General features: G+C 55.9%; 22 protein-coding genes. 14 read left to right on the top strand and 8 right to left on the bottom strand.

Annotated elements, in window-relative coordinates; translation table 11 throughout:
- Entirely contained in the window at positions 1-684 is a 684-nt protein-coding gene (locus Q0N43_RS07020) for an HAD-IB family phosphatase (RefSeq protein WP_295444477.1), read from the bottom strand.
- Between the two features lie 83 nt (positions 685-767).
- Here Q0N43_RS07020 and Q0N43_RS07015 point away from each other — a divergent pair, with 83 nt between their 5' ends.
- Positions 768-1,562 (top strand): nucleotidyltransferase family protein, encoded by a 795-nt coding sequence (locus tag Q0N43_RS07015; RefSeq protein WP_295444474.1) that lies wholly within the window; start codon positions 768-770, stop codon positions 1,560-1,562.
- On the opposite strand, the gene rpoN is transcribed toward Q0N43_RS07015, so the two are convergent.
- From rpoN to Q0N43_RS06990, 5 genes are all read right to left on the bottom strand, one after another.
- On the bottom strand, positions 1,563-3,056 hold the full coding sequence (rpoN, locus tag Q0N43_RS07010) for an RNA polymerase factor sigma-54 (protein ID WP_295444471.1): 1,494 nt from the start codon (positions 3,054-3,056) through the stop codon (positions 1,563-1,565).
- 29 nt (positions 3,057-3,085) lie between these two features.
- The gene (gene lptB / locus Q0N43_RS07005) at positions 3,086-3,856 is read right to left on the bottom strand and encodes an LPS export ABC transporter ATP-binding protein (RefSeq protein ID WP_295444551.1); all 771 of its coding nucleotides are present in this window, start codon (positions 3,854-3,856) and stop codon (positions 3,086-3,088) included.
- Positions 3,857-3,980: 124 nt separating this feature from the next.
- Positions 3,981-4,460, bottom strand: coding sequence for an LptA/OstA family protein (locus Q0N43_RS07000; protein WP_295444548.1), 480 nt, complete (start codon positions 4,458-4,460; stop codon positions 3,981-3,983).
- Positions 4,461-4,515: 55 nt separating this feature from the next.
- A complete protein-coding gene (gene lptC / locus Q0N43_RS06995) occupies positions 4,516-5,151 on the bottom strand; it encodes an LPS export ABC transporter periplasmic protein LptC (protein WP_295444468.1) in 636 nt (211 codons plus the stop codon).
- A gap of 25 nt (positions 5,152-5,176) precedes the next feature.
- Positions 5,177-5,794 carry a ribonuclease D gene (locus tag Q0N43_RS06990; protein ID WP_295444465.1) on the bottom strand — a complete coding sequence of 206 codons (618 nt, stop codon included), beginning with the start codon at positions 5,792-5,794 and terminating at the stop codon, positions 5,177-5,179.
- Between the two features lie 215 nt (positions 5,795-6,009).
- On the opposite strand from Q0N43_RS06990, the gene Q0N43_RS06985 reads away from it, so the two are divergent.
- Positions 6,010-6,810, top strand: coding sequence for a cold-shock protein (locus Q0N43_RS06985; RefSeq protein WP_295444462.1), 801 nt, complete (start codon positions 6,010-6,012; stop codon positions 6,808-6,810).
- 68 nt (positions 6,811-6,878) lie between these two features.
- Here Q0N43_RS06985 and Q0N43_RS06980 read toward each other — a convergent pair whose 3' ends face one another.
- Positions 6,879-7,343: a DNA starvation/stationary phase protection protein gene (locus Q0N43_RS06980; protein WP_295444459.1), complete on the bottom strand. Its 465-nt coding sequence runs from the start codon at positions 7,341-7,343 to the stop codon at positions 6,879-6,881.
- Positions 7,344-7,719: 376 nt separating this feature from the next.
- On the opposite strand from Q0N43_RS06980, the gene rpmG reads away from it, so the two are divergent.
- Positions 7,720-7,887, top strand: a complete 168-nt coding sequence (rpmG, locus tag Q0N43_RS06975) for a 50S ribosomal protein L33 (protein ID WP_125229418.1) — start codon at positions 7,720-7,722, stop codon at positions 7,885-7,887.
- 117 nt (positions 7,888-8,004) lie between these two features.
- Here the strand turns inward: rpmG and Q0N43_RS06970 are convergent, their stop codons facing one another.
- Positions 8,005-8,370, bottom strand: a complete 366-nt coding sequence (locus Q0N43_RS06970; RefSeq protein WP_295444456.1) for a response regulator — start codon at positions 8,368-8,370, stop codon at positions 8,005-8,007.
- A gap of 52 nt (positions 8,371-8,422) precedes the next feature.
- Here Q0N43_RS06970 and Q0N43_RS06965 point away from each other — a divergent pair, with 52 nt between their 5' ends.
- From Q0N43_RS06965 to Q0N43_RS06915, 11 genes are all read left to right on the top strand, one after another.
- On the top strand, positions 8,423-8,692 hold the full coding sequence (locus Q0N43_RS06965) for a DUF3572 family protein (RefSeq protein WP_295444453.1): 270 nt from the start codon (positions 8,423-8,425) through the stop codon (positions 8,690-8,692).
- Positions 8,689-9,348 (top strand): HAD family hydrolase, encoded by a 660-nt coding sequence (locus tag Q0N43_RS06960; RefSeq protein ID WP_295444450.1) that lies wholly within the window; start codon positions 8,689-8,691, stop codon positions 9,346-9,348. Before Q0N43_RS06965 ends, Q0N43_RS06960 begins: the two co-directional genes overlap by 4 nt.
- Positions 9,342-9,806, top strand: a complete 465-nt coding sequence (locus Q0N43_RS06955) for a RidA family protein (RefSeq protein ID WP_295444543.1) — start codon at positions 9,342-9,344, stop codon at positions 9,804-9,806. The genes Q0N43_RS06960 and Q0N43_RS06955 overlap by 7 nt, the downstream gene beginning before the upstream one ends.
- A complete protein-coding gene (locus Q0N43_RS06950; RefSeq protein WP_295444448.1) occupies positions 9,806-10,939 on the top strand; it encodes a GNAT family N-acetyltransferase in 1,134 nt (377 codons plus the stop codon). Before Q0N43_RS06955 ends, Q0N43_RS06950 begins: the two co-directional genes overlap by 1 nt.
- 197 nt (positions 10,940-11,136) lie before the next feature.
- On the top strand, positions 11,137-12,348 hold the full coding sequence (locus tag Q0N43_RS06945; protein ID WP_295444445.1) for an acyl-CoA dehydrogenase family protein: 1,212 nt from the start codon (positions 11,137-11,139) through the stop codon (positions 12,346-12,348).
- A 122-nt stretch (positions 12,349-12,470) separates the two neighbouring features.
- Positions 12,471-13,229 carry a crotonase/enoyl-CoA hydratase family protein gene (locus Q0N43_RS06940; RefSeq protein WP_295444442.1) on the top strand — a complete coding sequence of 253 codons (759 nt, stop codon included), beginning with the start codon at positions 12,471-12,473 and terminating at the stop codon, positions 13,227-13,229.
- 1 nt (position 13,230) lies between these two features.
- Complete coding sequence (locus tag Q0N43_RS06935) at positions 13,231-14,766, top strand: acyl-CoA synthetase (RefSeq protein ID WP_295444440.1); 1,536 nt, start codon at positions 13,231-13,233, stop codon at positions 14,764-14,766.
- A gap of 35 nt (positions 14,767-14,801) precedes the next feature.
- Positions 14,802-16,223 (top strand): aldehyde dehydrogenase family protein, encoded by a 1,422-nt coding sequence (locus tag Q0N43_RS06930; RefSeq protein WP_295444437.1) that lies wholly within the window; start codon positions 14,802-14,804, stop codon positions 16,221-16,223.
- 214 nt (positions 16,224-16,437) lie between these two features.
- Complete coding sequence (locus Q0N43_RS06925) at positions 16,438-17,607, top strand: acetyl-CoA C-acetyltransferase (protein ID WP_295444434.1); 1,170 nt, start codon at positions 16,438-16,440, stop codon at positions 17,605-17,607.
- A 131-nt stretch (positions 17,608-17,738) separates the two neighbouring features.
- Entirely contained in the window at positions 17,739-18,521 is a 783-nt protein-coding gene (locus Q0N43_RS06920) for an SDR family NAD(P)-dependent oxidoreductase (RefSeq protein WP_295444431.1), read from the top strand.
- Between the two features lie 4 nt (positions 18,522-18,525).
- On the top strand, positions 18,526-19,398 hold the full coding sequence (locus Q0N43_RS06915) for a crotonase/enoyl-CoA hydratase family protein (protein ID WP_295444428.1): 873 nt from the start codon (positions 18,526-18,528) through the stop codon (positions 19,396-19,398).
- The last annotated feature ends 25 nt before the right edge of the window (positions 19,399-19,423 follow it).

Genomic DNA, 19,423 nt, shown 5'->3' with positions numbered 1-19,423 from the left:
TTAATGCCCTTTATCGCTCGAAAAGTCGCGTATTTGCCAATTTTTTTGCGCCGCCAGCCGGCGTAGCTTTTTAGTTGGGTTGACCAGATATGCCGCATCTGCCCAATCCATCAACGGTGCATCGCTGGCGTGGTCGGAATATACTGAAATATGACAGTCTTCGCGCTTTAGTCCCTGCACGTCGAACCATGTTCTGACCATTTTCAACTTTTCCAGCCCATAGCAATTTTCGCCATCGATGAAGTGGCAGATTCTGCCGTCTGGCCGCGTTACATGCTGTGTAGCAACGACCGCGTCAAAGCTAAGATGCGAAGCAATTTGATGGGCGTAAAACGCCGGTGCAGCCGTAGCGATCACCAGTTTTTGATTTTGGCTTCGGTCATTTTCAATAGATTTGGCGGCGCCGGGTTGAATGTCGGTTAAAACGGCCTCGGACACAAAATTGGCTACCACTTTAGCCAAGATTGCTGCATCTAAATTACGTCCCATGAACATGCTTACACCAAATTGCTTCAATGGTTTGCGGCCATATAAACCAATGCGGTATCCGATCAAGGCGATGATCCATATGGGTAGACCAGCTAGCCGAAAGGGCGCTGTCCGCTGTGCGTAATAGAGCAGAAAACGGGTAAAGGTCGGACGGCGCGTGATGGTTTTGTCGAGATCATATATTGCAATATTCATATTTGATGGCCAAGCCCCGCCTTAAGGTGCCGTCAGATAAATCGACGAACCCTTCTGATTTTTTCGCGTTTAGGAGAAGCGACTTGCAAGCGCAATGGACCTGCATCGTTCTTGCCGGACAGCGGCCCGGCCCCGATATGCTCGCCCAGCATTTCGCCCTTGAACGCAAGGCCTTAGTCCCGGTTCGCGGCGAACCGATGATTTGCCATGTTGTCCGCACGCTGCATATGTCACCCCACATCGGTAAGATCGTCATATTGTCGCAAGACGGAGAATATCTGCGCTCTGCCGTTGACGCAGCCGGGGGCGCCATTTTGGTGGAAAGCCAGAACAGCATTTCCTTGAGCATTAAAGCGCAGACTGAGATCTTGGGGTTTTCTTCGCCCTTATTGGTGACCGCGGCGGACCATCCCTTGTTGACCGTGGAGATGATCGACGAATTTGTGCGCCATGCCGATGGCGATGTCGCGGTTGCGATGGTGGAACGCCAAACCATGCTTAGGCAGTTTCCGGATGCGCAGCGAACCTGGCTTCGCTTTTCCGACGGCGCTTGGTCCGGCGCCAATCTGTTTGCGCTGAAAACCCAGAAGTCATCGTTCGCGCTTGAATTATGGGCCGATGCCGAGCAGGACCGCAAAAAGGCGTGGCGGCTGTTCCTGCATTTTGGTCTGCTTTTGGCTATACGTGCGCTTACCCGCACCATTGGCTTGCACCAAGCGATGGAGAAGGCTGGGAAGCGGCTTGGCCTAGACGCACAGTTGGTTCCCATGTCCGACCCCGTTGCCGCCATAGATGTCGACAAGTTGAGCGATCATGCGCTGGCAGAAAAAATACTGACGGAGCGCGCGGCTCGGAACGGCGATATTGATGCCGCCTGATTAACGGCCCATTTTCTTTTGCCGACGACGCTGCACCGACGAACCAATACCCATGGCCTCACGATATTTGGCGACCGTCCGGCGGGCAATGTCAAAGCCCTTTGCCGTCAGTAGTTCGACTAACGTATCGTCCGACAGGATTTTATCGCCCTCGGCCTCAGTCAGCGATTTGATATGGCTTTTGACCGCTTCTGCAGATGCGCCTTCGCCATCGGCGGACTGAACACCGGATGAAAAGAAATATTTGAGGTCAAACAGCCCGCGTCCGCAATGCAGATATTTGTTACTTGTTACTCGGCTGACGGTAGATTCGTGCATCTCAATAGCATCTGCGACCTGGCGTAGCGTCAAGGGCCGCAAATGTGCAACACCGCGCCGGAAAAACCCTTCTTGCTGCTTGACGATCTCGGTCGCGACCTTGACGATCGTGCGTTGACGTTGGTCCATGGCCTTGATCAGCCAATTGGCATCGGCCATGCAATCGCTGAGCCAAGCCTTAGTGGCCTTATCCTGTCCAAGTTCAGCCACATAGCTTCGGTTGATAAGCAACCGCGGCAGGTTAGCGCTGTTCAATTCAATCGACCAACCATCGCCGCGAGGTGTCACATAGATGTCAGGTGTGACCGCCAGGCTGTCTTCGCTTTCAAAACGGCACCCTGGCTTTGGATCATAGCCGCGCAGTTCCATCAACATATCGCGCAAATCTTCATCATCGACACGGCACATGCGTTTCAATTGGTCAAAAGCCCCCTTGGCGACCAAATCGAGATTGCCGATCAGCCTTGCCATGCATGGGTCATAGCGGTCCGCATCCTTGGCCTGAAGCGCAAGGCACTCGGCAAGATTGCGTGCACCAACCCCTGTGGGGTCAAAGCGCTGAAGCTCGTTCAGCGCAGCTTCTGCTTCGGCCAAGGGCACATTAAGCCTTTGCGCCATGGCCAGCAAATCTTCACCCACATAAGCTGTGGGTTCAATATGTTCGATAATCTGTTGCACCAGAAAAAGCTGGCGACCCGAAAGGCTTGCACCCGCCTGCGCCATTAAATGTTCGCGTAAATTAACGTCGCGTGCGGCAAAGGTGTCGAAATCTGGACCGTCGCCGTCAAAGCTGCCGCTGGACATCGCGCTGCCCGACAGACCAAGCATCCCGTCTGCGCCGCCTACGCTGTCAGATGGCGCATCATGATGGAAGGTCTCCGCCCCGAAATCGACGTCCAACGCGTCGGAGGCGGCGTGGCTGTCATTGCCTAATATCTCGTCACTGCCGCGTTCGTTGCTCTCGGCGATGATGGCTTGCGGGAATGTATCAACTGGCGTATCGGCTATGGAATCGCTGCCGCCCGCATCAAGCACCGGGTTGCGTTCGATCTCTTCGGCGATGAAGGCTTCGATTTCGAGCGACGAAAGCGCCAATAGCTTGATCGCTTGCTGCAGCTGTGGTGTCATGACCAGCGACTGGCTTTGGCGGAGGTCGAGGCGCGGAGCTAATGCCATGACGTTAATTTTCCGTCATTTCCTCCACATCACATTGCAAAGCTCTCGCCCAGATAGAGGCGGCGGACATTGGGATCGGCGACCAGCGCATCTGGTGATCCGGCAAACAGGACCTGCCCGCCATAAATGATGCAGGCACGGTCCACGATCTCCAAGGTTTCGCGGACATTATGGTCCGTGATAAGCACGCCAATTCCGCGTGTCTTGAGTTCCTTCACAAGATCGCGAATGTCGGAGATTGAAATCGGGTCAATGCCGGCAAAGGGCTCGTCAAGCAGCATGATCGAAGGGTTCGCGGCCAGTGCGCGTGCGATCTCGCACCGCCGCCGCTCGCCGCCAGACAAGGCCATGGCAGGCGCGCTACGCAAACGGGTCAGGCCAAATTCGTCCAGCAGTTTCTCCAGTCGCTCGCCGCGCGATTCTGGGTCGGGTTCCGACATTTCGAGAACCGCGCTGATATTCTGTTCAACCGTCATCCCCCGAAAAATGGAGGTTTCCTGCGGCAGGTAGCCAAGCCCCAAAATGGCGCGGCGATACATTGGCAGCTTAGTTATATCCGCGCCATCCAGCGTGATACGGCCGCTATCGGGTTTGACCAGCCCCATGATTGAGTAAAAACAGGTCGTCTTGCCAGCGCCATTGGGTCCAAGCAGGCCAACCACTTCGCCCTTTGCCACGGACAGCGAAACATCCGTCAAAACGGCGCGCTTGTCATAGCTTTTGGCAATTGAAACAACACCCAGCCCCGATTGCATACCCGCATCGGTTGTCGCATCAGCAGCAGGTGGGTTGGCTTTCATGCTTTCCATATTCAATATTCGCCCGCAATGATGCTGTGGTTTTCGCGACAATAGCTAATGAATAGCGAAGCATTTGGCAATTGGCATGGTTCATGCTGCGCCGAATTTACAGCTTTAGCTCAGCTCAATTCTTACGCTGAGATACGCTAAAGGTCCCAGTGACTCGGCCACCGCCATTTGTCGCGCCAGGCGCACCGCCGCCGTTGATGGTTGAACGGCCTGAGTTCAGGTCAATGACCAATCGGCCGCCGGTGAGACGATTACTGCCTTGCACAAGGTCCACATTGCCGATCAATGTGATCAGGCTCGAATCGAGATCGTAAATGGCGGAATTGCTCGTGGCGCGCAGGTCGTTCTTGGTGATGGTCACGCCGCCAGTGGCATCCAAGCGGTTCACATCGACGCCATTATTACCGGAATATGCTGCGGTCACGCGATTTGCTTTCAGCGTAAGCCCCGCTTGCATCGCCGTCACGCCGCCAGATAACACCACGCGGTCGGCTCGATCTTGCAACTCCATAGAAGCGGCCGAAAAATCGACAGGGGCGTTGCTATCATGATTACGAATGCTTTGCGCCGTCGACGCTGTGGACAGCATGCTCATGCCAGCAATCGCTGCACACAGGCCAAAGGAGAGAGAACGGATAGTCATTGCGCGCTTACTTAATCGCATTCTGGTCGATACGCAAACGAACGCCGCCATCGAGACGAACAATCCGCGTGTCGAGGTCCGCGCGCAGGCGCCCTGCGTGGAAGGTGCCAACTTTCGTCCGGCCGCTAACGGGACCAAAGCTTTGCATCGAAAGATTTTTCAACGATAACTCTACATTGCTGGCGACCATATCATAGCCCGTCGATTGAACAGCCAAGGGGCCGTTCACACGCATCGTTTCTTTATTAAGGTCATAAACCCCGCGCTGCGCGACGATGGACGCTGGCCCGTCATTTAACATGATCTGGCCGGATAAGGATGTCATGTCCAAGACAGGGTCAGCGGATGTTTTCTGCACTGCACTGCCCGCGCGCAAGGAAAAAGGACGACCTTTGCTGTCATCGCCGCGGTATAACGCTTCGACGACGCGCAGACGCTCGCGCGACAGGTTTACTTCATCCTTGTTCAGCACGAAGCTCAATTCCTGTTTGCCGGTAAAGGGACTGAAGGCCAGTAGCGCCACTAACAGGCCAATGATGATAGGCAACCCTACGCGCAGCGCGCGGATCAGGCGGTCATGCCGTCCGCCCGGCATTGCCCAGAGCTGTCTGTGTGTGCGTTCAAGATCGGCTTGTGCTGACATAATAGATGCCTAACTAGATCGAAGCTTAACTGTGCCCGAATATGTCGATTTCGGGCCAACCTGCAAGATCAAGGTCTGCACGGTGCGGCAGAAAGTCGAAACACGCCTGCGCCAAAGCGGTGCGACCTTCACGTTCAAGACGGATAACAAATTCGGCATGCAGGCGGTGGAGATAGCGGACATCGCTTGCGGCATAATCCTTTTGTGCTTCGGACAGCACGGGGCCTCCCCAATCGCTGGATTGCTGCTGTTTGGAAATGTCGGTCGACAGCATTTCCTTAACCAATTCTTTCAAACCATGGCGGTCCGTATATGTCCGGGTCAGGCGTGAGGCGATTTTCGTGCAGAATAATGGTGTCGCGACGACATTCAAGTAATGCGAAATCGCGGCCAGATCGAATCGGGCATAATGAAACAGCTTGATGCGTACAGGATCGGCAAGAACGGCGCGCAAATTGGGCGCTTTATAGTCGCTGTCCCGGGCAAAGCGCACCAGATGTTCGTCCCCGCGACCATCGGAAATCTGCAACAGACAGAGCCGGTCGCGTGGGGTAATCAACCCCATGGTTTCAGTGTCAACGGCGACAGGGCCTTCGGCTAATACGCCAGCGGGAAGGTCTTCTTCATGGAAATATACGCTCATGCTTGCCCCTTGCCCGACAGTGCTGCCCAAGGCAAATGAAAGTACAGCTATCGCACGGCGAATTTCTGCCACAATATTTGCTATCGCGTCACATTTTATTACGATATAGCTACACCTCGCGTAATCACCGACGGTTGCGCTTGTGACGTGCAGTACAGTCGCCCTCGACTGCATAACATAGTGGTTTAGGGCGATGAGAAGGCAAGTAAGAAGTTATGGGTTTTGATCGCAAGCGTGCTGGCAAAGGCCGGGACAAGAGAGACGGTTTCGGTGATGAAAGCTACGATGGTTATCGCGCGCCATCCCCCTATCAAAGTGATTTTGGTGGCGGCCGTTCAGGCGGCGGTGGATATGGCGGCGGTGGTAACAGCGGTGGCGGTGGTGGAGGTGGCTTTGGTGCCCCGCGCCGTGGCCCCGGCGGCCCACCAATGCCTGCCCAAGTTATCGGTTCTGGTAAGGGAATCGTCAAATTTTTCAATGGCCAAAAAGGTTTTGGCTTCATTCAGGTAGATGGTCGTCCCGACGACGTCTTCGTTCACATCAGCGCTGTCGAGCAAGCTGGCCTAGCTGGCCTTGCCGAGGGCCAACCGCTTGAGTTCCAACTTGTGGAACGTGGTGGCAAGGTGTCGGCAACCGATCTCGTGATCGACGGTGAACCAATGGCCATCAGTGAACGCGCACCGCGTCCTGACCGGCCTGCTTTTGATCGTGACCGTGCACCGCGCGGCGATGATCGCGGCGGCTTCCGTGGTGGCGATCGCGATTCGGCTCCACGCGGTCCGCAGCGCGAATCGACTGGCGAACGGGCCAATGGCACCGTGAAATTCTTCAACGACATGAAGGGTTTTGGTTTTGTGCAGCGCGATGATGGCGGCGAAGATGTGTTTGTGCACATTTCGGCGCTTGAGCGTTCGGGCATGGGCCAAGTGACTCAGGGCGACCGTTTGGCCTTCGACATCGAAATTGATCGTCGCGGCAAATATTCGGCTACGAACCTCGGCCCGCTTTCCGAATAAGCGCTGTTCTCACATTCAAAAAGGCGGGTGAAGCAATAGGCTTCGCCCGCTTTTTTTGTGTCCCGACGTTACGCCTTGCCGATGGTCGCGGCCAAGAACCAAGCGCGTTGTTCGGCTTGGTCGGTCCAATCATCCAGCAACCCATCGGTCGCATTGTCCCCTGCTTCGTCCGCCAGGTTCTTGGCGTCCTTTAACGCTGTTATCAGCGTCTCATTATCTGCGTGCAATGCCTTCAGCATCTGGGCCGCATCGGTTGTCGTCGAATCATGATCCATAATCCGCTGCTTTGCCGCGATAGAACCGATTGAGGTCAGCGTATCCTGACCCAACTTGCGCACGCGTTCGGCCACAAGGTCAGTCGTCGCGATCAGCTCTGTCGCTTGTTCGTCAAACAACAGATGATATTCGCGGAAATGCGGACCATTGACGTGCCAATGGAAATTCTTGGTTTTCAGATATAACGCGTAATAATCGGCCAAAAGGCCATTTAACGCGTCGGCCAATGCCTTTTTGCTATTGTCACCAGCTGCCATTGCAGTTCTCCTATATTGGGGGGGGGCTGATATGGGGACGAAGGGACCGATTTTCAACCTATGGGGCGTGTGGGCATAGCCTTATGCAGATGTTCCGACGTTGGCAGGTGGAGCGAATCGCTGCCTTCACGCGGGCCGCTCACGCGTCATCCTGAACTTGGTTTAAAATCTTAATTTGTGGGATATAGAAAAAGTAAGATGCTGAAACGCGTTCAGCATGGCGGTTCGGTGCAAATTTGGCAGGTCTCCAATCCAGATGCCAGTTTATTGGCTTGACTTTAACCCCGCGAATCCGCATTGGCCGGCGTCTGTGAGCAGTGCGGCTTTTTTACTGCACAGTTTTTTGCAAAATTTTTTTGAATAAAAGGAATGGGCCATGGCGAAGCCAGCCACGATCAAGATCAAGCTGCTCAGCACTGCTGACACGGGCTTTTTCTACGTGACCAAGAAAAATCCGCGCAACATCACCGAAAAGATGACGTTCCGCAAATATGATCCCGTCGTGCGCAAGCATGTCGAGTTCAAGGAAGCCAAAATCAAGTAAGCTAACGCGTTTGCTTGTATAGGGTAACGATCAGGGCGCTTCGGGTGCCCTTTTTGATTGATCCGTTAGTCTAAACAAGAAAAGCCGGCCATTGGGCGGCTTTTCTGACCACATAAACTACCCAATTATCCCCCGCACTGCCTCCAGAAACTTCATCACTGACAAGGGCTTGGACAGATAGCCCTTCGCACCTGCCGCCATGATGTATTCTTCGTCGCCTTTGCCCGCATAAGCGGTGACGGCAAGCACGGGGACGACCGACAGCGCGGCGTCCTTTTGCATGGCTTCGATCAAGTCGATGCCGCTGACATGCGGCAATTGAATGTCCATGATGACAAGGTCAGGTGCAAAGCTTAGCACGAGTTCCAGCACCAGCTGCCCATCGCGCACGCCTTCGACGGTAAACTGATGCGCGCGCAAAAGGTCGGTGAACAGCTCGATGTTGAGTTCATTATCCTCAACGATCATCACCTTTTTACGCATACCGACCTTTTCCCGCTTTGCGTTCGCGCAGGGCATGGATTAAGCGACAGCCATGCATGAAACAAACGACAAGTTAGACGCATCGGGTATGGCGTTCCAGGCATTGGCTTGGGCGTTGATGGAAGAATCACGGGCGGAGCGATTATTGTCGCTCACTGGCCTCACGCCAGAGGGCTTGCGCAGCAGCGTTATGGAACGCAGCACGCAGGCAGCGATTCTGTCGTTTTTGGAGGCTTACGAAGCAGATCTTGTCGCGTGCGCGGCGGCCATCGGGGTGTCACCTGCCCTATTGGTGCAAGCGCGGCAGGAGTTAGAAGCATGAGTATCAGAAATTCCCGGCCACTTTTGATTTCAGATTGCGACGAAGTGTTGCTGCACATGATTGTCCCGTTTCGTGACTGGTTGGATGAGGCGCATCACATCCATTTCGACTTCGTCCATGGCGATTGGGGTGAAGCGCTGCGCCACAAGCATGATGGCACGGTCGTTGAACGCGGGCGGGTCTGGGATTTGCTCAATGGCTTTTTCGACACCGAAATGCACCGGCAACAAGCGATTGATGGCGCGGTAGACAGCCTCAACCGCCTGCGCGAACATGCCGATGTCGTCATCCTGACCAACTTACTCGACCACCGCGCGGGGCCGCGCACGGAGCAGTTGAAGGCCGTCGGCATCTATGCGCCAGTCTATTGCAACCAAGGCGGCAAGGGCGAGGCACTTGGCCGGATCCTCGAAGAATATCGCCCAAGCGTAGCTGTATTCGTCGACGATCTGGGGCATCAGCATGAGTCCGTTGGCGAACGGCATCCTGACGTATGGCGACTGCATTTTGTCGGTGAGCCGATGCTGTGGGATCGCGTGAAGCCGTCGACGTCTGCGCATGCGCGTTTGGATCGCTGGGCGGATGCGGAACATTGGATTAGGGAACGGCTCGTGACAGGCACACCTGCCCCCGCATTGGAAAAGGTAACATCATGATCGAAGCAAAATTGGCCGAATTGGGCATCACACTGCCGGAACCTGCCGCGCCTGTCGCTTCCTATGTGCCCGCTGTCGAAGCAAACGGGATGCTGTTCATTTCGGGTCAGTTGCCTTTCGTTGATGGCAAGGTTGTTACTGGCAAAGTCGGCGATACGCGCAGTCTTGAAGACGGCAAGGCTGCTGCCAAGGCGTGCGGCATCATGCTGATTGCGCAGATGAAGGCGGCGCTTGGCGGTGACCTCGACCGGGTGGAACGCATCGTTAAATTGGGCGTATTTGTCGCCTCAACTCCAGACTTTACCGATCAGCCCGAAGCCGCCAACGGCGCATCGGACCTGATGGAAGCCGTGTTTGGTGATGTGGGCAAGCACGCACGCGCAGCGGTCTCGGTCCCGGTCTTGCCGCGCGACGCAACGGTGGAGATTGACTGCGTGGTAAAGGTCCGCGCGGCCTAATGGCCGACGGCGTCACCGCCGAACTTCTAACCAAGGTCAGCGATATTCCCGCTGACCAATGGGATGCGTTGAACCCGCGCGGTAACCCGTTTGTGGCGCACGCGTTCCTGTCGGCGCTGGAGCAATCCGGGAGCGTTGGTCCGGGCACTGGCTGGTCGTCTGCGCCCGTCATCATTCGCGATGCAGATGGTATTCCGGCGGCAGCGCTTCCGGCCTATCTCAAGACACATAGCCAAGGCGAATATGTGTTTGACCATAATTGGGCCGACGCATTTCATCGGGCGGGTGGACAATATTATCCAAAGTTGCAGATTGCCGCGCCATTCTCGCCGGTGCCGGGACCGCGATTGTTATTGCGCGATCCAGCGATGGCGCTGCCACTCTTGCGCGCGGCGGAAGCGGTGGTGGACCAAAATGGCCTGTCGTCCGCGCACGCGACGTTTGTGGAAGAAGCCGAGCTGGAGCAATTTCGCGCGGCGGGGTGGCTGACGCGGGTAGGCACGCAATTTCATTGGCAGAACCGCGATTATGCGGATTTTGAAGACTTTCTGGGCGCGCTGTCTTCACGCAAGCGCAAGGCAATCCGCAAGGAACGTGCAGGCGCGCAAGACGCGGTGCGCATAGAACAGATTTCGGGCGCCGACATTACGCCGGAACATTGGGATGCGTTCTGGATATTCTATCAGGATACTGGCGCGCGCAAATGGGGTACGCCATATTTGACGCGCACGTTTTTCGACATCATCGGGACAAAAATGCGTGACAGCATCGTGCTGTTTTTGGCTTTTGACGACGATCGTCCCATAGCAGGGGCGCTGAATTTCGTTGGGCCCGATTGCCTCTATGGCCGCTATTGGGGCTGCACCCGCGACGTGCCATTTCTGCACTTTGAACTGTGTTATTATCTGGCGATTGATTATGCCATCGCCAACGGCCTCGCCCGCGTTGAGGCTGGCGCACAAGGCGAGCATAAATTGGCGCGCGGTTATGAAGCGGTGCCGACCTATTCGGCGCATTATATCGCCAATGAAAGGTTCCGGGGCGCAGTTGCCGATTTTCTGGAACGCGAAACAGCGGCCATGGAACGCGAGATTGAATTTTTGAGCGAAATGGCGCCGTTCAAAAAAGGCTGAAGATTCTGGGTAACCCGTTTAGGCTTGTAAGACCTTAAGGAGACAAGCCGCAAATGTTTTGCCTTAACGCCTCTTTGTGCCTTTGCGTCTTGCGACGCCTGAAAGGCGGCACACCAAAACATTTTACGCCGCATCCGCACAGGTCTTGCAATCCTCGATTTAATCGCGCAATTAACTGCGGAGAGAGGAATCAGCCCATGAGCACACCAAGCCCCGAAGAACTTAGCCGTTTCGAAAAGCAATGTGACGCATGGTTTGCCGAAAATACGGTCCGCGATCCGGGCTTTATGTTGCCGCTGACCTTCATGGAAGTGTCGACCGATCAGCAGTTTGATTTCCTGCGTAATTGGCAACGCAAGGTTTACGAGGCGGGCTATTTCGGCATGTCTTGGCCAACCGAATATGGCGGCTATGGCATGCATCCCGAATATCAGCGGATCGCCACGCGGATCATGAAAAGCCATGATGCGCCGATCATGCTCAACGCGATTGCCAATGGCTGGACAGGGCCCTTGCTGCTCGATATCGGCCGCGAAGAGGACAAGCGTCGCTTCATTAAACCCATGCTGTCCGCAGAAGAAATCTGGTGTCAGGGCTTTTCGGAACCGGAGCATGGCTCTGACCTTGGCAGCGCGCAGACCAAGGCAGTGCGGGATGACGACGAATATGTCATCAATGGGTCCAAAATCTGGACATCCTTGGGCGATCGCGCCGATTATATGATCTTGCTCGCGCGCACATCGAATGACGGGCCAAGCAAATATGCCGGGCTTTCCTTCTTCCTTGCGCCCATGAAAATTCCCGGCGTTGAAACACGGCGATTGAAGAAACTCACTGGCGAATATGGTTTCACCCAATGCTTTTTCACGGATGCACGCATTCCGGCATCGGGCCTTGTCGGCGAAGAAGGGCAAGGCTGGATGGTCGCAATGAAGACGCTCGAATATGAACGCGGCGCAAAGGTGAATCCGGTCGGCGGCTATTTCGTCAAGGAAATGGACGTAATGGGCGTCGTCGATATGGCGCGTTCGGCCAAGCGCGGTGGTAGGCCAGTGCTGGATGATCCCGTCATGCGCGACAGGCTGGTCGATTATATGATTGAGATTCAGGCGCTGAACCTGAACAACCAACGCCGCCGCATGGCTCCGCTTACCAGTGACCGCCCGATGGGGCTTGCGTTGATGAACAAGCTGGCGCGGACCGAATTGGTGCGGGAATTGACTGAGTTCTCGTTGCAGTTTCAGGGCACGCGCGCTGGCTATTATGTTGGCGATGAAAACGCGGTCGATGACGGCTATTGGCATCGGTCCTATTTGAACAGCTTTTCCGCAACAATTGGCGGAGGCACGAGCCAGATACAGAAGAATATCATCGGCGAACATGTGCTTGGCCTGCCCAAGGGGCGTTGAGCGATATGTAATACCGAAGCCCTGAGCCTGTCGAAGGGCGCTTCACCGCCGGGCTCAGCCATTGCCTTACAAGCGCCCTTCGACGGAGTTCAGGGCTACTATTATTTTCTAGGAGAGTGTAAATGTCCGAAGTCCTAACCCAAGCCCAAGATGGCGTCCTGATCATCACCATCAACAGGCCCGAGGCGAAGAACGCGGTCAACCAGGCGGTCGCGCAAGGTATTGCTGCGGCCATGGAGCAGCTGGATAGCGACAAAAGCCTGAACGCGGGCATCATCACTGGCGCGGGCGGGACTTTCTGTTCTGGCATGGACCTTAAGGCGTTTCTGCGCGGTGAGCTGCCGAGCATCAAGGGCAAGGGTTTTGCAGGCTTTATCGAATCTCCACCCGCCAAGCCGTTAATTGGCGCAGTGGAGGGCTATGCCCTTGCAGGCGGCATGGAAATCGCGATTGCTTGCGACCTTTTGGTGGCCAATGACAAGGCGCAGCTTGGTATCCCCGAGGTCAAGCGCAGCCTTGTCGCGGCCGCAGGAGGCTTGCTGACGCTGCCATCGATTATCGGCAAACGTATGGCGATGGAACTTGCGCTGACGGGTGATTTTATCTCGGCGCAGCGGGCGTATGAGGTGGGCTTTGTCAATCGCGTGACCGATGGCGCCGCTATCGACGCCGCGCTTGAGCTTGCTTTGAAGGTAGCCGCGAATGGTCCGTTGGCACTGATTGCGACGAAGCGCGTGATCAATGAGCGACCTGACTGGAACTCCACGGAGATGTGGAAGAAACAGAACGAGATTTGCGCGCCTGTTTTTATGTCGAAGGACTCACGTGAGGGTGCACTTGCCTTTGCCGAAAAACGCAAACCAAACTGGCAGGGCGAATAACATGGGTCACCCCGTCGTTCACGCTTTAGCCAACCCCGACAAACCAGCGGTCATCATGGCGGGCTCGCGTGAGACCATATCATACAAGCAACTGGATGAGCGTTCTAACCGGTGCGCGCATTTGTTCCGCAGTTTAGGGCTTCAGCATGGCGATACGGTGGCAATTTGCCTCGAAAACCGTGCCGAGTTTTTCGACCTTGTTTGGGGTGCGCAACGCGCGGGGCTGATCTATGTCGCCATTAGTTGCCATCTGACCGCCTCCGAAATCGATTATATCTTGAAGGACAGCGGGTCGAAGGCACTGTTTGCCTCGCCTTATCTTGGCGCAGCACTGGGTCAGATTGAAAGCCCGGTGACGCGTTTCATCCTCGGCGGCGCACATGCCGGATGGCAGAATTACGCCGATGCGGTTGCCGATATGCCCATCACGCCCATCGCCGATGAGCGCGCTGGCACCGACATGTTGTACAGTTCCGGCACGACGGGACAACCGAAGGGCATTCGCTTTCCGCTGCCCGAAGACGCCGATATTGCCGCACCCAATGTGCTTGCTGGCCTTGCCACGATGGCGTTCAAATTTTCGGGTGACAGCATCTATTTGTCGCCAGCGCCGCTTTACCATGCTGCGCCGTTGCGCTGGTGTGCCGCGGTACACAGGCTTGGCGGCACGGTGGTGGTGATGGAGAAGTTCGACCCCGAAGCGGCGCTCGCGGCCATTGAGACATATAAAATAACCGCCAGCCAATGGGTGCCAACGCATTTTGCCCGTATGCTGAAGCTGCCCGAAGATGTGCGCGCCAAATATGATGTTTCCAGCTTGGAAACAGCCGTCCATGCCGCCGCGCCATGTCCCATTCCCATTAAGGAGGCGATGATTGACTGGTGGGGCCCTGTATTGCGGGAATATTATGCCGGGACCGAGGGGCAGGGAATAACCTTCATCTCCAGCGAGGAGTGGCTAACGCACAAGGGATCAGTGGGTCGCGCGCTGAACGCCACAATGCACATCTGCGACGATAATGGCGACGATGTTCCCGTTGGCCAAGAAGGCACCGTGTTCTTCGAAAGCGCGGCATCGTTCAGCTACCATAATGATCCTGAAAAAACCAAGGGCGCGACCAATAAACACGGCTGGACCACGCTTGGTGATGTTGGCAGGTTGGATGAGGAAGGGTATTTATACCTCACCGACCGTAAAAGCTTCATGATCATTTCGGGCGGGGTGAACATCTATCCGCAAGAGATCGAAAACCACTTGGTCACGCATCCCCGCGTGCGCGACGTCGCCGTCATTGGAGGTCCGCATGACGAGATGGGGGAAGAGGTTATTGCCGTGGTGCAGCCGCTTGATATGGCCGACGCGGGCGATGATTTTCGCGCCGAACTCGCCGCCTACGCACGTGAAAAATTGTCGGGTGTCAAAATCCCGCGCCGGATCGATTTTCGCGAAGAGCTTCCCCGCCATGACACCGGAAAATTATACAAACGCCTGCTGCGCGATGAATATTGGGCAAAGCAGGACAAGCCAAAAACTTAAGGCTATAACGCCACAGACTCATCAGGAGATAGACAATGACCACGAAATATAAAAATCTGATCAACGGCGAACTGGTGGATAATGGCCAGTGGATTGATGTTGTAAACCCCGCGACCGAACAGGTCATTGGCCAAGTGCCCGATTGCGGTCAGGCGGATCTCGACAAGGCGGTTGCAGCTGCGCGCGCTGCGTTTCAGACTTGGAAGAAAACGAGCGTCGAAGAACGCCGCGCCTTGTTCGCCAAAATGGCTGATGTCATCAAGGCGAACAGCGATGAGCTGATGCGCTTGCTCACGTCTGAGCAAGGCAAGCCGCATATGCAGGCGGGCAGCGAAATCGCTGGCTGCGTTGGCATGACCCGCGCTTTGCCGATGTTGAATTTGGAAGAGAAAATTACCGAAGACAGCGACAAGCGCCTCAGCCGCACCCGCCGCGTTCCCGTTGGCGTGGTTGGCGGCATCGTGCCGTGGAACTTCCCCGTGTTGATGGCAATCCAGAAGATTGTGCCTGCGTTATTGTCGGGCTGCACGATGGTGCTAAAGCCATCGCCGTTCACGCCGCTGGCAACCTTGCGTTTGGCGGAACTGGTGGCAGGCATATTCCCGCCGGGCGTGCTTAACATCATCACAGGCGGCGATGCGCTTGGACCATTGCTGACAGCGCACCCGGACATTGACAAGATAACCTTCACTGGCTCGACCGCCACGGGCAAACGCGTGATGGAATCGGCATCGAAGGACCTGAAGCGCATCACGCTTGAATTGGGCGGTAATGACGCCGCGATTGTTTTACCCGATGCTGATGTGGGCAAGGTGGCTGAAAAGCTGTTTTGGGCGAGCTTCTACAATGCAGGCCAAGTCTGCATCGCGGCCAAGCGCATCTACATTCACGAAGATATCTATGACGAATTGTCGGGCGCGATTGCGGCTTATGCAAAGGCGGTCAAGGTTGGCGATGGCGCTGAGCAGGGCACTGCCATTGGTCCCATTCAGAACAAGCCGCAATATAAGCGCGTGCTTGAACTCATTCAGGACGCAAAGGACAAGGGCTATAAATTCCTCGCCGGCGGCGATCATGACTCATCTATCCCCGGCTATTTTGTGCCTGTCACCGTGCTTGATAATCCGCCCGAAGATGCGCGAATTGTGGCCGAGGAGCAATTTGGCCCCGTGATGCCGTTGATGAAATTTTCAACGATCAATGAAGTCATCAGCCGCGCCAACGCGTCGGATTATGGACTGGCCGGCTCTATCTGGACCAGCAACCCAGAGGCTGCGGTCGAAGTCGCCGAGCAATTGGAGACAGGAACTGTCTGGATTAACGAGTCCATGCATCTTGCCCCCAACGCGCCCTTCGCCGGGCATAAACAGTCAGGCTTTGGTGCGGAATTGGGCGAGGAAGGCTTGCTTGAGTTCACCTATCCGCAAGTAATCACGATAGCGCGCGAGGCGGCTTAAACCCAAATCCTCTCCATCGACTTGCGATGGGGAGGGGGACCACCCGAAGGGTGGTGGAGGGGCCGTGAACGCCAAAGTCCCCTCCGTCACACTTCCGCGTTGCGTCAGTGCGCCACCTCCCCATCGCAAGTCGATGGGGAGAACAATCCGAACTTGACTCTCCCCCTTCAAAGTTTAATCGTCTGATTAAATTTCAAACAACAGGAGAGTGACTATGGCAGACGCCTATATTGTGGATGCGGTCCGTACCGCTGGTGGCCGCCGTGGCGGCAAGCTTGCCGGTGTGCATCCGGTAGATTTGGGCGCTGCGGTTCTTGATTCTATTGCCGACCGTAATGATTTCGACCCTGCGGCGATCGAAGACGTCATAATGGGTTGCGTCATGCAGGGTGGCGAGCAAGCGGGCGACGTGGGTCGCAACATCGTGCTTGCGTCGCGGCTTCCCAATTCCATCCCTTCGGTTAGCATTGACCGTCAGTGCGGATCATCACAGCAGTCGATGATGTTCGCCGCCCAAGGCGTCATGTCAGGCACGCAGGACATTGTGCTTGCCGCTGGTATCGAAAGCATGACGCGCGTGCCAATGGGGTCGACATCCATGCTGTTCAAAAAAGAAGGCATGGGCACGTACAAAAGCCCGCGTTTGGAAGAGGCCTATCCCGGCATCATGTTCAGCCAGTTCATGGGCGCTGAAATGCTGGTCAAAAAATATGGCTTTACCCGCGAAGACCTCGACCAGTTCGCGTTGGAATCGCATCAAAAGGCAATTGCGGCCTCGCAAAGCGGTGCATTTGTCAATGAAATCGTCGGCATGGAAGTCGATACGCCAGAGGGCAAGATCATCCACAATAGCGACGAAGGCATCCGCTATGACGCGACCTTTGAAAGCCTGTCCGGCGTCAAATTGCTTCAGGAAGGCGGAAGCATTACCGCCGCTAACGCCAGCCAGATTTGCGACGGCGCATCGGCGGTTCTGATCGTATCCGAAAAGGCGTTGAAAGAACATGGCCTGACCCCGCGCGCGCGGATCGTTAACCTGACCGTGACGGCGGGTGACCCGGTCATCATGCTGGAAGAACCATTGTTCGCAACCGACCGCGCGTTTCAGCGTTCGGGCATGAAAATATCCGACATTGACTTGTATGAGGTAAATGAAGCCTTTGCACCGGTGCCTTTGGCCTGGCTCAAGCATATAGGCGGCGATCGTTCGAAGATAAACGTTCATGGCGGCGCAATTGCACTTGGCCATCCGCTGGGTGCATCGGGAACGAAGTTGATGGCGACATTACTGAATGCGCTGGAGGCAAGTGGCGGCCGCTATGGCCTGCAAACGATGTGCGAAGGCGGCGGTCAAGCCAACGTCACGATTATTGAGCGGGTTTAGTCCGCAACCATCCACAAGCGTCACCCTGAACTTGTTTCAGAGTCCATCGTACCACACAAACGAGTGTCTCGGCGGAGAGATGGATGCTGAAACAAGTTCAGCATGACAGAACTAGAAACGGAGAGCATATAATGAAATTGGATTCAACAGTTGCAGCAGTTGTCACTGGCGGCGCATCGGGCCTTGGTGAAGCTACCGCAAGGGCGCTCGCGGCAAAGGGTGTGCGGGTCGCGATTTTCGACTTGCAAGCCGACAAGGGCGAAGCTCTGGCTGCAGAGATTGGCGGCGTGTTTTGCAACGTCAATGTAACCAGCGACGAAAGCGTTGACGCTGGCTTTGCCAAGGCGCGCGCGGCGCATGGTCAGGAACGTATCTTGGTGAACTGCGCTGGAACCGGCAACGCCGCTAAGACCGCCAGCCGTTCGAAGGAAGACGGATCGATCAAGCATTTCCCGCTCGACGCCTTTGACCGCATCATTCAGATCAACCTGGTCGGCACGTTCCGCTGCATCGCAAAGTCGGCAGCGGGCATGTTGACGCTGGAGCCGATGGAAGATGGTGAACGTGGCGCGATGGTCAACACCGCGTCGGTGGCGGCTGAAGACGGCCAGATGGGGCAAGCGGCCTATTCCGCATCCAAGGGCGGCGTTGTCGGCATGACCTTGCCCATCGCCCGCGATTTGATGAGCGAAGGCATCCGCATCAACACCATTCTGCCGGGCATTTTTAACACGCCATTGATGAATGGTGCACCGCAAGCCGTCAAAGACGCGCTTGCTGCATCCGTACCGTTCCCCAAGCGGCTTGGCCACCCGCATGAATTTGCGCAAGTTGCGATGACGATGATCGAATGTGGGTATTTCAACGGCGAAGACGTGCGCGTCGATGGCGCAATCCGTATGGCGCCGCGTTGATCGCATGACCGAGTTCACCCAAATCCAATATGCTTTCGCTGACGGCATTGCGACCATAACCATGCATCGTCCCGAAAAGATGAATGCCTTCACCAATGTGATGATGCACGAGATGTGCGCGGCGTTTGATTTGGTGGACGCTGATGATGCTGTGCGTGCGGTCATACTAACGGGGGCAGGTGAACGTGCCTTTTGTGCGGGTGCGGACCTTACACCGGACGCAGGCGGCGATGTGTTCGCCAGCCGATCGAAGGTTGAATCGCTTTCGGACGAACGCGTGCGCGATTCCGGCGGTCGGCTAACGTTGCGGATATTCCAGTGCAAAAAGCCTGTTATCGGCGCAATCAACGGCGCGGCGGTGGGCATTGGTGCAACGATGCAATTGCCGATGGATTTCCGTTTGGCGAGCGACACTGCGCGCTTCGGCTTTGTCTTTGCGCGGCGGGGGATTGTGCCAGAGGCGGCCTCTAGCTGGTTCCTGCCGCGCTTGGTTGGCATGCAACAGGCGTTGGAATGGTGCATGACGGGCCGGGTGTTCGATGCAGTCGAGGCGTTGAATGGCGGCCTCGTTCGCTCTGTCCATGCACCGACCGAATTGATGGAAGCGGCGCGGGCGCTGGCGCGGGAGATAGCGGATAATACTGCGCCGGTATCCATTGCCCTGACGCGCGCCATGTTATGGCGGCTCTCTGCGGCGGACCACCCGATGGCCGCGCATGCCATTGACAGCCGGGCAATTTACCGCCGATCGCGATCCGGCGACGCAAAAGAGGGCATCGCCAGCTTTCTGGAGAAACGCAGTCCGGTCTACCCCGACAAAGTTTCGTCAGACTTGCCTGACTTCTTCCCATGGTGGGACGAACCTGTGTATACCTAACCTGATGTAAAGGGGAGCAGGCACC

Source organism: Sphingorhabdus sp. EL138, assembly GCF_945882965.1.
Taxonomy (GTDB): domain Bacteria; phylum Pseudomonadota; class Alphaproteobacteria; order Sphingomonadales; family Sphingomonadaceae; genus Sphingorhabdus_B.
Note: the sequence above shows the minus strand (reverse complement) of the source record. Positions and strands in the feature narration are given on the sequence as shown.